Source organism: Microterricola pindariensis (assembly GCF_002936985.1).
GTDB lineage: Bacteria > Actinomycetota > Actinomycetes > Actinomycetales > Microbacteriaceae > Microterricola > Microterricola pindariensis.
In genome coordinates this window covers 32,879-44,476 of the sequence record NZ_MPZN01000026.1, presented here as the reverse complement: position 1 = coordinate 44,476, position 11,598 = coordinate 32,879, and the positions used below count along the sequence as shown (strand labels likewise).

At 68.1% G+C, this 11,598-nt stretch carries 14 protein-coding genes and 1 pseudogene; 3 read left to right on the top strand and 12 right to left on the bottom strand.

Annotation, left to right across the window (positions count from 1 at the left end; translation table 11 throughout):
- The 8 genes and pseudogenes from GY24_RS09495 to GY24_RS09460 form a co-directional block, all read right to left on the bottom strand.
- A pseudogene (locus GY24_RS09495) lies at nt 1-448 on the bottom strand (F0F1 ATP synthase subunit alpha); the annotation flags it as partial.
- Nucleotides 449-537: 89 nt separating this feature from the next.
- A complete protein-coding gene (locus GY24_RS09490) occupies nt 538-1,338 on the bottom strand; it encodes a F0F1 ATP synthase subunit delta (RefSeq protein ID WP_104475405.1) in 801 nt (266 codons plus the stop codon).
- Between the two features lie 5 nt (nt 1,339-1,343).
- Nucleotides 1,344-1,910 carry a F0F1 ATP synthase subunit B gene (locus tag GY24_RS09485; RefSeq protein WP_083363350.1) on the bottom strand — a complete coding sequence of 189 codons (567 nt, stop codon included), beginning with the start codon at nt 1,908-1,910 and terminating at the stop codon, nt 1,344-1,346.
- A gap of 29 nt (nt 1,911-1,939) precedes the next feature.
- Complete coding sequence (gene atpE, locus GY24_RS09480) at nt 1,940-2,176, bottom strand: ATP synthase F0 subunit C (RefSeq protein ID WP_055833920.1); 237 nt, start codon at nt 2,174-2,176, stop codon at nt 1,940-1,942.
- A 48-nt stretch (nt 2,177-2,224) separates the two neighbouring features.
- Complete coding sequence (gene atpB, locus GY24_RS09475; RefSeq protein ID WP_067226461.1) at nt 2,225-3,022, bottom strand: F0F1 ATP synthase subunit A; 798 nt, start codon at nt 3,020-3,022, stop codon at nt 2,225-2,227.
- Nucleotides 3,023-3,196: 174 nt separating this feature from the next.
- Nucleotides 3,197-3,697, bottom strand: coding sequence for a hypothetical protein (locus GY24_RS09470; protein ID WP_104475404.1), 501 nt, complete (start codon nt 3,695-3,697; stop codon nt 3,197-3,199).
- Nucleotides 3,694-4,983, bottom strand: coding sequence for an MraY family glycosyltransferase (locus tag GY24_RS09465; protein WP_104475403.1), 1,290 nt, complete (start codon nt 4,981-4,983; stop codon nt 3,694-3,696). Before GY24_RS09465 ends, GY24_RS09470 begins: the two co-directional genes overlap by 4 nt.
- Nucleotides 4,980-5,786, bottom strand: coding sequence for an L-threonylcarbamoyladenylate synthase (locus GY24_RS09460; RefSeq protein ID WP_104475402.1), 807 nt, complete (start codon nt 5,784-5,786; stop codon nt 4,980-4,982). The genes GY24_RS09465 and GY24_RS09460 overlap by 4 nt, the downstream gene beginning before the upstream one ends.
- 29 nt (nt 5,787-5,815) lie before the next feature.
- On the opposite strand from GY24_RS09460, the gene GY24_RS09455 reads away from it, so the two are divergent.
- Nucleotides 5,816-6,064 carry a hypothetical protein gene (locus tag GY24_RS09455; protein WP_233279291.1) on the top strand — a complete coding sequence of 83 codons (249 nt, stop codon included), beginning with the start codon at nt 5,816-5,818 and terminating at the stop codon, nt 6,062-6,064.
- 121 nt (nt 6,065-6,185) lie between these two features.
- Here the strand turns inward: GY24_RS09455 and prmC are convergent, their stop codons facing one another.
- Nucleotides 6,186-7,067 carry a peptide chain release factor N(5)-glutamine methyltransferase gene (gene prmC / locus GY24_RS09450; protein ID WP_104475401.1) on the bottom strand — a complete coding sequence of 294 codons (882 nt, stop codon included), beginning with the start codon at nt 7,065-7,067 and terminating at the stop codon, nt 6,186-6,188.
- Nucleotides 7,068-7,183: 116 nt separating this feature from the next.
- On the opposite strand from prmC, the gene cysK reads away from it, so the two are divergent.
- Nucleotides 7,184-8,122, top strand: coding sequence for a cysteine synthase A (cysK, locus tag GY24_RS09445; protein ID WP_104475400.1), 939 nt, complete (start codon nt 7,184-7,186; stop codon nt 8,120-8,122).
- A gap of 4 nt (nt 8,123-8,126) precedes the next feature.
- Entirely contained in the window at nt 8,127-8,705 is a 579-nt protein-coding gene (gene epsC / locus GY24_RS09440) for a serine O-acetyltransferase EpsC (protein ID WP_083363344.1), read from the top strand.
- Nucleotides 8,706-8,824: 119 nt separating this feature from the next.
- Here the strand turns inward: epsC and GY24_RS09435 are convergent, their stop codons facing one another.
- From GY24_RS09435 to prfA, 3 genes are all read right to left on the bottom strand, one after another.
- Nucleotides 8,825-9,079, bottom strand: a complete 255-nt coding sequence (locus GY24_RS09435; protein ID WP_104475399.1) for a PLD nuclease N-terminal domain-containing protein — start codon at nt 9,077-9,079, stop codon at nt 8,825-8,827.
- Between the two features lie 35 nt (nt 9,080-9,114).
- On the bottom strand, nt 9,115-10,305 hold the full coding sequence (locus GY24_RS09430) for a N(5)-(carboxyethyl)ornithine synthase (RefSeq protein WP_104475398.1): 1,191 nt from the start codon (nt 10,303-10,305) through the stop codon (nt 9,115-9,117).
- A 190-nt stretch (nt 10,306-10,495) separates the two neighbouring features.
- Nucleotides 10,496-11,575 carry a peptide chain release factor 1 gene (gene prfA / locus GY24_RS09425; RefSeq protein WP_083363341.1) on the bottom strand — a complete coding sequence of 360 codons (1,080 nt, stop codon included), beginning with the start codon at nt 11,573-11,575 and terminating at the stop codon, nt 10,496-10,498.
- Nucleotides 11,576-11,598 lie beyond the last annotated feature (23 nt).

Sequence of the window (11,598 nt, the reverse complement as noted above, 5' to 3'; positions counted from 1 at the left end):
TCGGCTCGTGAACCGACTTGCGGGCCATGACGCCGGGAGCCTGGAGCTCGAGGGCGCGGCGACCCTCGGGGACGATCTCGCCGAGACCGTCGATCGGGGCGCCGAGCGGGTCGACGACACGGCCGAGGAACGCGTCTCCGACGGGGACGGAGAGAACCTCACCCGTGCGGGTGACCTCCATGCCCTCGACGATGCCGTCGAACTCGCCGAGCACAACAACACCGACCTCATCTTCGTCGAGGTTCTGGGCGAGGCCCAGGGTGCCATCGGCGAACTTGATGAGCTCGTTGGCCATGACTCCGGGGAGGCCTTCGACGTGAGCGATACCGTCACCGGCATCCGTCACGTGTCCAACCTCAGTAGCAGCAGCGCTGCCGGGCTCGTAAGCCTTGACGAAGTCCTTGAGCGCGTCGCGGATCTCATCGGGGCTGATTGTGAGTTCTGCCATCATCTTCCCTTTTCTGCACGAGGTGTACAGGTTCTGTCGTTTCGAAGCCTTACGGCGCCGAGGTCAAATATGTTCCAGCCGACACAAGGTCAGCCGGCAAGCTGAATTCGCACATCGTTGAGACGAGATGCAATGCTGCCGTCGATCACGTCGTCGCCGACCTGAACGCGGAGTCCGCCGAGCACAGCGGGGTCAACCACCTGGTTGATCCGCAGCTCGCGGCCGTAGCTGCCGGACAACGCCGCAGCGAGACGCTGCAGCTGTGCCGGTGCGAGCTGCACGGCCGACGTCACCGTTGCGATGCCGAAACCGGCCTCGTCGGCGACGATGGTTGCCGCATGCCGGAGCAACTCGCCGATGCGGCGGCCGCGAGGCTGCTGCACGAGCTGGTTGACGATGGCGACGGTCTGATCGGAAGCCTTGCCGGAGAGCAGCGAGGCGACCAGGGCCGACTTCGCGCTCGCAGAGCCAAGCTTGTTCGAAATGGCCAGCTCGAGCTCGGAGTTCGAGGCGACGGCGGTACCGAACGCGAACAGTTCCTGCTCGAGTCCGGTTCCGGAGGGAGCGGAGTCTGCGATTGCGCGCAGCCCGATCTCCTCGATGGCCGCCAGGACGTCGTCCTGCTCCGACCAACGGCTGCTGGCAATAGTGCGCAGCAGCTGCTGGGCCGGCGCCGAGAGCGCAGAGCCGAACACCGAGTCGACCAAGGCGACCTTCGCTGCGTTTTCCGCACCGGGGTCGGCAATCGCCTGCAGGAGCTGGCTCGAGCTGCCGATGACGCGGCTGGCAGAGAACAGCTCCTCGCCAACGGCGAGGCTTGCTCCGCTTACTGCCGAAGCGGTCAGTGCGGCTCTCGCCGAGGCGAGGGCCTCTCTGGTCGCTGATCCCATAGTGACTACTTCTTTCCTGCCGAAGGCGCAGCCTTCTCGGCGGCCTCCAGGTCTGCGAGGAAGCGGTCGACGATGGCGCTGGCCTTGGCGTCGTCGGTGAGGCTTTCGCCGATCACACCGGATGCCAGGTCAATCGCGAGCGTGCCAACCTCGGAGCGCAGCGAGACAACGGCGGCCTGCCGCTCTGCCTCGATCTGAGCCTGAGCCGACGCGGTGATGCGAGCGGCCTCGGTCGACGCGGAGGTCTTGGCCTCTGCGACGATCTTCTTGCCATCCTCGCGGGCGGCCTCGCGGATGTTGCCAGCCTCTGCACGCGCGTCGGCGAGCTGAGCGGTGTACTCCTCGAGAGCAGCCTCGGCCTTGCGCTGAGCCTCGTCGGCCTTCGCGATGTTGCCTTCGATCGCCTCGGCACGCTGGTCGAGCATGACCTGCATCTTGGGGAGTCCGAACTTCCAGAAGAAGACCAGGACGATCAAGAAGCAGACGGCCGACCAGATGATGTCGTACGACGCCGGGAGAAGCGGGTTCTGAGCCGCTTCTTCGGTTGCAGCAGTGAACACTGCGTGAAGCATCAGGCCTCCTTAGAGAGCGAAAAAGAGGATTAGAAGCCGAAGATGAAGGCGGTTGCGATACCGATGAAGGCGAGCGCCTCGGTGAAGGCGATACCGATCCACATCAGAACCTGCAGGCGACCTGCGAGCTCGGGCTGGCGAGCGACACCCTCGATGGTCTTGCCGACGACGATACCCACACCGATGGCCGGGCCGATTGCTGCGAGGCCGTAGCCGACCGTCGCGATGCTGCCGGTGATCTCGGCGAGAACGGTTGTTGCGTCCACGTTTGTGTTTCCTTCCGTTGGGCGAATTCGGCGGTTGCCGAGTTCGTTTTAGTGTTCTTCTGCGACCGCGAGCTGGATGTAGACCGCGGTAAGTAGGGCAAAGACGTAGGCCTGGAGCACGGCCACCAGCAGCTCGAACAGCGTGAAGACGAGTCCGAATGCGAGCGAGCCGACGCCGAGCAGCGACCAGAGGCCGCCGGCCGTGAAGAAGAAGAACTGGGTTGCTGCGAAGAAGAGAACCAGCAGCAGGTGCCCGACCATCATGTTCATCAGAAGACGAAGGGCGAGGGTGACCGGGCGAATGATGAACGTCGAGATGAGCTCAATCGGCGTCACGATGATGTACACCGGCAGCGGAACGCCGGCCGGGAACAGGGAGTTCTTGAAGAACTTGCCCGGGCTCTTCTTGATGCCCGCGTAGATGAACGTCACATAGGAGACGAGCGCGAGGACAAGGGGAACACCGATGACGGCCGTGCCGGCGATGTTCAGGCCGGGGATGATTCCGGTCAGGTTCATGAAGAGAACCATGAAGAAGATCGAGGTCAGGATCGGCAGGAACCGCTTCGCGTCCTTGCGACCGAGCAGGTCTTCACCGATGTTGACGCGGACGAGGTCCAGGCCCATCTCGATGAGGCTCTGGAAGCGGCCGGGGACGAGCTTCATCTTGCGGGTTCCGAGCCAGAACAGCAGGATCAGAACAGCCACGGCGAGGAAGCGCACCAAGACGATGCGGTTGATCTCGAAGTCGGTGCCGGCGAAGAGCACGGCATCTGGGAAAAATTCGCCGATGGATGGGGCGTGGAAGCCGCTATCGTCGGTTGAGGATGTGACCAGCAGGTTCACAGCGGTAGCTAACAGCGCTATCTCCTGTTTCGGGGCGTGGAGCTCGGCTCTCGCAACAACGAACGATGGGAACCGTTTTCAGACACGGTCAAGCTGTGTCGAAACCGGGGGGAACTGGACTCACTCTAGCAAGATATGCGGCCGTGACCGAATCGAGAAGGGCTCTCCGGGCAATTATTTTTGTTCAGGCCGCTCATCTGTGCTCTGGTTGGGCAGCGTGACGTCGCTGACGTACGGCATCCGAGATTTCATCATGACCAGGACGTCGACGATGAGCGATCCGATCACGCCGGCGATGAGCGAGAGGAAGAGCACGACGGGGTTCACCCAGGCCTGGTCCTTGAGGATGATCACCACGACCAGGAACACGACGAACTTGAGCAGCCAGCCGCCGAGCACGATGCCGAAGAAGGCGCCGACGAAGAGGTCGGAGCCGCTGAAGCGGTTCGCCAGGAGGATCGTCGCCGCGGTGACTCCCATGAAGATGACGGCGAGGCCGGTGCCGATCAGCGCGCTGAGCAGGCCCACTCCCCCGTCGACCACGAAGCCGATGATGCCGCCGACGACGGCGATGCCGAGCGCGACGAAACCGCCGAGCGTCAGGGCGCGGCGCAGCACCGGGTTCGAGGAGGGGGTGTTGTTCGCGGGCTGCTTGGCTGGCGTGGTGCCGGTCATGACTGGTCCTTGTGTGTTGGGTTTTCGGCGGTGTTCGCCATGCTGGGGACGGGGTCGAGGTCGTCGAGCGCCTCGGACGCCTCGTCGAGGGGGTCGAATGGCGCGGTCGCCGCGGCATCCGGGGAATCGGGGGCTGCCGCCTGGCTGGCCGCCTCCAGCGCCTTGCGCTTGCTGAGCGGGGCCAGGGTGACGGCTGTGCAGGCGATCAGGCCGAGGACGAGGAAGACGGCGGCCCACCAGGCCGGCAGGCCGAAGTAGGCGGGCAGGATGAAGAACAGCGCGCAGCCGATGGAGGCGACCGCCGTCCAGCCGTAGAAGATGAGCACGGCGTGCAGGTGCGAGTGGCCCATGTCGAGCAGGCGGTGGTGCAGGTGCTTGCGGTCGGCGCTGAACGGCGACTTGCCCGCCCGCAGCCGGCGGAAGACGGCGAGGCTGAAGTCCAGCAGCGGCACCAGCAGCACGGCGAACGGCAGGATGATCGGGATGAACGCCGGCATCAGCTCGGCGCTGACCAGCGACGGCGACGCCGGGCTGACCTGGGTCGTGACGGCGATGGCGGATGTCGCCATCAGCAGCCCGATCAGCAGAGCGCCCGCATCCCCCATGAACAGCCGGGCCGGGTGCCAGTTCAACGGCAGGAATCCGACGCAGGCGCCGACGAGCAGCGCGGCGATCAGCGAGGCCAGGTTGAAGTAGTTGCTCGGCGAGGTCTGCTGCACGAGGAGGTAGGTGTACAGGAAGAAGACGCCGTTGGCGATCAGCGCGACGCCGGCGACGAGCCCGTCGAGGCCGTCGATGAAGTTGATGGCGTTCATCACCAGCACGATGGCGAACACGGTGATGATGAGCGAGATCCAGGAGGAGCCGATCGCCGTCACCCCGCCGAGCGGCAGGGCGTAGACCTGCACGCCCTTCCAGGCGATGAGGCCGGCGGCGAGGAACTGGCCGGCGAGCTTCGTCATCCAGTCGAGGTCCCAGATGTCGTCGGCGACGCCGATCAGCACGATCAGCAGGGCGCCGCCGAGGATGGCGAGGATCTGGGCCGGGTCGTCGAAGATGATCTTCAGCGGCGGGAACTGGGCCGAGATCAGCCAGGCCACGCCGAAGGCGGCGACGATGCCGAGGAACATGGCGATGCCGCCGAGGCGGGGCGTCGGCCGGGTGTGCACGTCGCGCGCGCGGATCTTTGGGTACAGCTTGTAGCGGTGGGCCAGTCGATACACCAGCATCGAGAGCCCGAAGGTGACCAGCGCCGAGATCAGCGCGAGCACCACGAACAGGGTCACGCGTCCGGCTCCGCGGGTTCTGTGGCGCTCTCGGGCGCGGCGGTGTCTGTCGCGGCGGCGTCTGTCGCGGCGGCGTCTGTCGCGGCGGCGGGCTGCGGCACGGCCGCGTCCGGACCGGCCAGCAGGTCGCCGACGATGGCGCGGATCTGCTCGCGGGAGATGACGCCGGCGCGCACGATGCGGAGTGCGCCGCCGGGCTGGCCGAGCGTGGTGGCATCGATGATCGTGGAGGAGAGGTCGCCCGCACGCTCGCCGATCGCCTCGTAGTCTGCGCCGGATTCGCCGCCGTCGAGGTAGACCTCGACGCTCTCGCCGAGCATGTCCTCGGCCTGGGCGGCGCCGGTCGCTGCCGGCATGCCGGTGCGGTTGGCGGAGGAGACGGCGAGCGGGCCGGTCTCGCTGAGCAGTTCGAGGGCCAGCGGGTTGGCCGGCATCCGCAGTGCGACGGTGCCCCGGGTCTCGCCCAGGTCCCAGCTCAGCGACGGCTGCGCGCGCAGGATGACGGTGAGACCGCCCGGCCAGAAGGCGTCGATCAGGTCGCGCACGGCCTGCGGCACCTCGGCGGCGAGTGCGTCGAGCGTCGCGATGCCGGGGATCAGCACGGGCGGCGGCGAGCTGCGCTCGCGGCCCTTGGCCTCGAGCAGGCGCTGGACGGCGGCCGGGTTGAAGGCGTCGGCCGCGATGCCGTACACCGTGTCGGTGGGCATGACGACGAGCGCGCCGCGGCCGATCGCCGAGCGCGCCAGCCTCATTCCGGACATGAGTTCGGTGTCGACCGAGCAGTCGAAGATGCGTGGAGCCATTTCCGACGATTCTACTGCAGGCAGCCTGTGTGCTTCTGGCACGGCACAGCAACGGCCGCGATACCGGCCCGGCGCCCGGTGACGTGTATTTCTTCGACTGCGACAAGACGCTCTACGGCTACGACGTCCGGCAGCGGCTCCCCCGCCTGGCCGAGCCGACCGGGGCCAGCCGGTATCGCCTCGCCACGTCCTGGTGGGCCGGCGGGCACGAGGCCGCCGCCGAGGCCGGCCTCTGGGCACTGGGCTCTGGATTCTGGGCACTGGGCGCTGGCTTCTGAGATCTGCCGGTCCGCGGATGCGGCGGCCGACACGCCGCGAAAATGCCGCGACACACCGCAGGCGGTCGCGCGTATCCGCAGAACGGCAGGAGGCCGGGGCAGGCGCGTTCGCGAGGGGCGGCTAGCGCAGGGCGGTGGTGGCGCGGTCGCGGGTGGTGAAGTCGCGGTGGGAGGCCACCGCGCGCCAGCCGTCGGCCTCCAGCAGCGCGGCGATCTCGGCCGCTTGCAGCTCGCCGTGCTCGATGACGAGGGTGCCGCCCGGGTGCAGCAGCCGGAGCGCGGTCTGCGAGACGTGCCGGACGACGTCGAGGCCGTCCTCGCCGCCGTAGAGGGCGTGCTCCGGGTCGAACAGGCGCACCTCCGGGTCGCGCGGGATCGCGGCCAGCGGGATGTACGGCGGGTTGGAGATGACGACGCTGACGGAGCCGTCGAGCTCGTGCAGGGCGTCGGCCAGGTCGGCGAACTGGAGGGTGGCGTTGCCGGCATCCGTCTCGCGGAAGTTGCGGCTGGTCCAGACGAAGGCCTCCGGCGAGTTCTCGACCGCCCAGATGCGGGCGCGCGGCACCTCGGTGGCCATGGCCAGCGCGATGGCGCCGCTGCCGGTGCCGAGGTCGACGCCGATCGGGCTGGGCGCGGCGGCGGCGTGCAGGGCATCGATGGCGATCTGGGCGACCTGCTCGGTCTCCGGCCGGGGCACGAAGACGCCGGGGCCGACCGCGAGCTCGAGCGAGCGGAACGGCGCGAGGCCGGTGATGTGCTGCAGCGGCTCGCGCCGGGCGCGGCGTTCGACGAGGGGCGCGAGGGCGGCGACATCCGCGGCGCTCAGCTCGGCGTCCATCACGATGCCCGCCTGCAGCTCACCGCGGGAGCGCCCGGTGACGTGCCCGATCAGCAATTCGGCGTCGATCTCCGGGTCGAGGATCCCGGCCGAGCCGAGGGCGGCTGCCGCCGAATCGCGGATCTCGCGCAGGGGGCGGGCGGCGTCGTTTGCTGAAACATTCACATAGGGGAATGTAACGCACTCGCCTGTGCCGGGCCCGAGCCCTAGTGTTGATTGCGCCGCGCCATTGTTGCTCCGGGCGCGTCTCCCGATTGATTCTGCACCGAAAGGCTTCGCCCATGGCTCCGCGCATCTATGACAGCATCATCGACACCATCGGAAACACTCCCTTGGTGCGCCTGAACCGAATCACCGACGGCTCCGAGGCCACGGTGCTCGCCAAGCTCGAGTTCTACAGCCCGGCCGCGAGCGTGAAGGACCGCATCGGCGCCGCCATCATCAACGCGGCCGAGGCCTCGGGTCAGCTGCAGCCCGGCGGCACCATCGTCGAGGGCACCAGCGGCAACACGGGCATCGCGCTCGCCCTCGTCGGCGCCGCGCGCGGCTACAAGGTCATCCTGACCATGCCGGAGTCGATGAGCAAAGAGCGCCGCGTGCTGCTGCGCGCCTACGGCGCGGAGCTCGTGCTCACCCCCGGCGCCGACGGCATGCGCGGCGCCGTGGAGCGGGCAGAGCAGATCGTCGCCGAGACCCCCGGCGCGATCCTCGCCAGCCAGTTCGCCAACCCGGCCAACCCCGCCATCCACCGGGCGACCACCGGCGAGGAGATCTGGGCCGACACCGACGGCGCCGTCGACATCTTCGTGGCCGGCATCGGCACCGGCGGCACCATCACCGGCGCGGGCGGCCTGCTCAAGGAGCGCAAGCCCGGGCTGCAGGTGATTGCCGTCGAGCCGCTGGACTCCCCCATCCTCACCGGCGGCACCCCGGGCCCGCACAAGATCCAGGGCCTCGGCGCGAACTTCGTCCCCGCGATCCTGGACACCACCGTCTACGACGAGGTCATCGACGTGGCCACCCCGGATGCCATCGCCACCGCGCGCCGGCTGGCCACCGACGAGGCGATCCTCGGCGGCATCTCCTCCGGCGCGGCCGTCTGGGCCGCACTCGAGGTGGCCAAGCGCCCGGAGAACGCCGGCAAGACGATCGTCGTCGTCGTGCCCGACTTCGGTGAGCGCTACGTGAGCACCGTTCTCTACGAAGACCTGCTTGACTAACGGGATGACCTTCTTCGCAGCGCTCCGGGAAGACGTGGCAACGGCCAGGGCCCATGACCCGGCTGCCCGGAGCAATGCGGAGATCTTCCTCGCCTACTCCGGGCTGCACGCCGTGTGGAGCTACCGGCTCGCGCACACGCTCTGGCAGCGCGGCATCCGCCTGCCCGCGCGCCTGCTCTCCCAGCTCACCCGATTCGCCACCGGCATCGAGATCCACCCCGGCGCGACGATCGGCCGCCGGCTGTTCATTGACCACGGGATGGGGGTCGTGATCGGCGAGACGGCGGTGCTCGGCGACGACGTCATGCTCTACCACGGGGTCACCCTGGGCGGGAAGAGCCTGCACGGCATCAAGCCCGGGCAGAAGCGGCACCCGACCCTCGAGGACGGGGTGACCGTCGGGGCCGGCGCGAAGGTGCTCGGCGACATCGTCATCGGCGCGTGGAGCACAATCGGCGCAAACGCGGTGATGAGCAAGGACGCCCCGCCGCACTCGCTGATCGTCGGCGTTCCCGCGCACATCCGGCCGCTGAAGCCCGAGACGATGGACGCCGCCCGCGGCGTGCACGACTGGAGCATCTAGCGACGCTCTGCGGCAGACCCCTCCGCCACCCCGCCCCAACCCGCAGGTTGAGCCTGTCGAAACCCCGCCGGTTGAGCCTGTCGGAACCCAGCAGGTTGAGCCTGTCGGAACCCCGCCGGTTAGCGGGGAGCCTCCTCCTTGCGGAAGGTTGCCGGGCTGCTCGGCGCGGCATCCGGGCGCTGGCGCAGTGAGTCCCGGCCCCAGCTCAGCCAGATCAGCGCCCCGACCAGCGGGAACATCAGGATGATGAGCAGCCAGATGAGGCGCTCCATGCTCGGCATCTCCGCGTCGAAGAGTGTCTTGAGGACCCAGATGCCCGCCGCGATCACACCACCGATGGCGACCATCCCCAGCAGGATGTTCTGCAGTTCCATGGTTGCCCCCTCGCGCCGACCGTGCGGTGCAGAGCCTAGCGGCCGTCCGCCCCCGTCGGTAGTGCAGTGGGCGCATCGCCGTCGCGCGGGTGCGGGTACTCGGCCGCCCGATGTTGGAATGCCAGGATTGCCGGGTTCGCGATGACGCCGTTCTCGATCTCGACGGCGCGGCTGATCGTCTCGTTGCCCGCCCAGGCCGCCGGACCGCCCATGACGCCGCCGAGGAACGGCAGCAGCGCCTCGCTGATCTCCCAGCTGGCGGAGTTGAACAGGTAGGACGGGCTGTGGTCGACGGCGTAGTAGTTGATGCTGCCGCCCACCGTGAACATCGGCTCCGCGAAGGTCGTCGACCGCGCCCAGTCAAAGGCCATGCCGTCGTCGCAGGAGACGTCGATGATGAGGCTGCCGGGCCGGAATGCGCCCAGGTCGGCCGTGCGCAGGTAGAGCAGCGGAGCATTCGGATCCTGCAGCGTGCAGTTGACGACGATGTCGCTCTCGGCCAGGAACGGCGCAAGCGGCACCCGGCCGTCGTCGGTGATGACCTCGCTGAGGTACGGGCCGTCGTCATGGTCGAACTGCACGATCTGCGCGGAGTGGATCGGTGCGGCGACCGAGGCGACGCGGCGGTTGGTGAGCACGCGCACATCGTGGATGCCGAGCGCGTTCAGCGCGGTGACGGCCCCGCGGGCGGTGGCACCGAAGCCGATCACGACGGCGGTGAGCCTGCGCCCGTAGTCCCCCGTCGAGCCGCAGAGGGCCAGAGCATGCAGCACAGAACTATATCCGGCGATCTCGTTGTTCTTGTGGAACACGTGCAGGCCGAAGCCGCCGTCGCTCTGCCAGTGGTTCATGGCTTCAAAGGCGATGAGGGTGAGTCGCTTGTCGACGGCCAGCTGGGTGAGGGCGGCGTCCTGCACGCAGTGCGGCCAGCCCCACAGCGTCTGTCCGTCGCGGAGCGCCGCGACGTCCTCGAGCTGGGGTTTGGGAAGGAGCACGACGTCTGCCGCCTCGATCACCTCGGCGCGGCTGCGGATCGCTCCGACGAACGGGGCGATCTCGGCGTCGCCGACACCGAAATGGCGGCCGTAGCCCTCTTCCAGGACGATGCGCTGGCGCAGCGACTCCGCGATGCGCTCGAAGTGCGCCGGATGGATGGGGACTCGTCGTTCATCGGGCTTGCGCGATGTGCCGAGCACACCGAGAACCGTTTCGTGCGTTGGAAGCATGTGCTCATCCGCTCACGGGGGCCAGTGTGACTCCGTGCTGCCGACACTACTGCACGCAGTCGCGAAAGGGTTGTGCGCGTGCGCGTGCGCACGCGGGCCGCAGGGGCGGAACAGACGGCGGAGACAGCAGTGGCGCAGCCGGCCGAAGCCTGCTGCGCCGCTGGGGGTGCATCCGCACGGGTGCGGGTGACTAGCCCTGGTCGCCGATGTCGGCCAGGCGCGCCTCCTCGTCGGCGTGGATCGCCGACTCGATGACGGGGTCGAGTGCGCCGTTCATGACGGAGTCGAGGTTGTACGCCTTGTAGCCGGTGCGGTGATCCGCGATGCGGTTCTCCGGGAAGTTGTACGTGCGGATGCGCTCTGAACGGTCCATGGTGCGGATCTGTGTCTTGCGCTTGGCGCTGTCGAGCTCGGCCTGCTCCTCCTGGCGGCGGGCCAGGATGCGGGCGCGCAGCACGCGCATGCCGGCCTCGCGGTTCTGCAGCTGGCTCTTCTCGTTCTGCATGGCCACGACGATGCCGGTCGGGAGGTGTGTGATGCGCACGGCGGAGTCGGTCGTGTTGACCGACTGGCCGCCGGGGCCGCTGGAGCGGTAGACGTCGATCTTGAGGTCGTTCGCGTGGATCTCGACCTCCTCAGGCTCGTCGACCTCGGGGAAGACCAGCACGCCGGTCGTCGAGGTGTGGATGCGGCCCTGGGTCTCGGTCGCGGGCACGCGCTGCACGCGGTGCACGCCGCCCTCGTACTTGAGGTGCGCCCAGACGCCCTGCGACGGGTCGGTGGCGTTGGACTTGATGGCGATCTGGACGTTCTTGTAGCCGCCGAGATCGCTCTCGTCGCTCTCGATCATCTCCGTCTTCCAGCCCTTGGAAGCGGCGTACTGCATGTACATGCGGAGCAGGTCGGCGGCGAACAGCGCGCTCTCCGCGCCGCCCTCTCCACCCTTGATCTCCATGATCACGTCGCGGCCGTCATCCGGGTCGCGCGGAATCAGCAGGCGGCGCAGCTTCTCCTGCGCGGTCGCCAGGTGCTCCTCCATGGCGGGGAGCTCCTCGGCGAAGGCGTCGTCCTCCTTGGCCAGCTCCTTAGCTGCGGCGAGGTCGTCCTGCGCCTGCACCCAGCCCTCGTGGGCGGCGACGATCTTGGAGAGCTCGGCGTAGCGCCGGTTCACCTTCTTGGCGCGCGCCGCGTCGGCGTGCAGCGCGGGGTCGGCGAGCTGCTCCTGCAGATCGGCGTGCTCCTTGAACAGGACCTGGACTGATTCAAACATTGCTTCCTCCGTGACTCATTCTC

What these genes read in the sequence shown, in the direction of transcription:
- GY24_RS09490 (WP_104475405.1), bottom strand. Translation starts at nt 1,338, where the DNA reads ATGGGATCAGCGACCAGAGAGGCCCTCGCCTCGGCGAGAGCCGCACTG.
- GY24_RS09485 (WP_083363350.1), bottom strand. Translation starts at nt 1,910, where the DNA reads ATGCTTCACGCAGTGTTCACTGCTGCAACCGAAGAAGCGGCTCAGAAC.
- GY24_RS09470 (WP_104475404.1), bottom strand. Translation starts at nt 3,697, where the DNA reads ATGACCGGCACCACGCCAGCCAAGCAGCCCGCGAACAACACCCCCTCC.
- GY24_RS09460 (WP_104475402.1), bottom strand. Translation starts at nt 5,786, where the DNA reads ATGGCTCCACGCATCTTCGACTGCTCGGTCGACACCGAACTCATGTCC.
- cysK (WP_104475400.1), top strand. Translation starts at nt 7,184, where the DNA reads ATGGCTCCGCGCATCTATGACAGCATCATCGACACCATCGGAAACACT.
- epsC (WP_083363344.1), top strand. Translation starts at nt 8,127, where the DNA reads ATGACCTTCTTCGCAGCGCTCCGGGAAGACGTGGCAACGGCCAGGGCC.
- GY24_RS09435 (WP_104475399.1), bottom strand. Translation starts at nt 9,079, where the DNA reads ATGGAACTGCAGAACATCCTGCTGGGGATGGTCGCCATCGGTGGTGTG.
- GY24_RS09430 (WP_104475398.1), bottom strand. Translation starts at nt 10,305, where the DNA reads ATGCTTCCAACGCACGAAACGGTTCTCGGTGTGCTCGGCACATCGCGC.
- prfA (WP_083363341.1), bottom strand. Translation starts at nt 11,575, where the DNA reads ATGTTTGAATCAGTCCAGGTCCTGTTCAAGGAGCACGCCGATCTGCAG.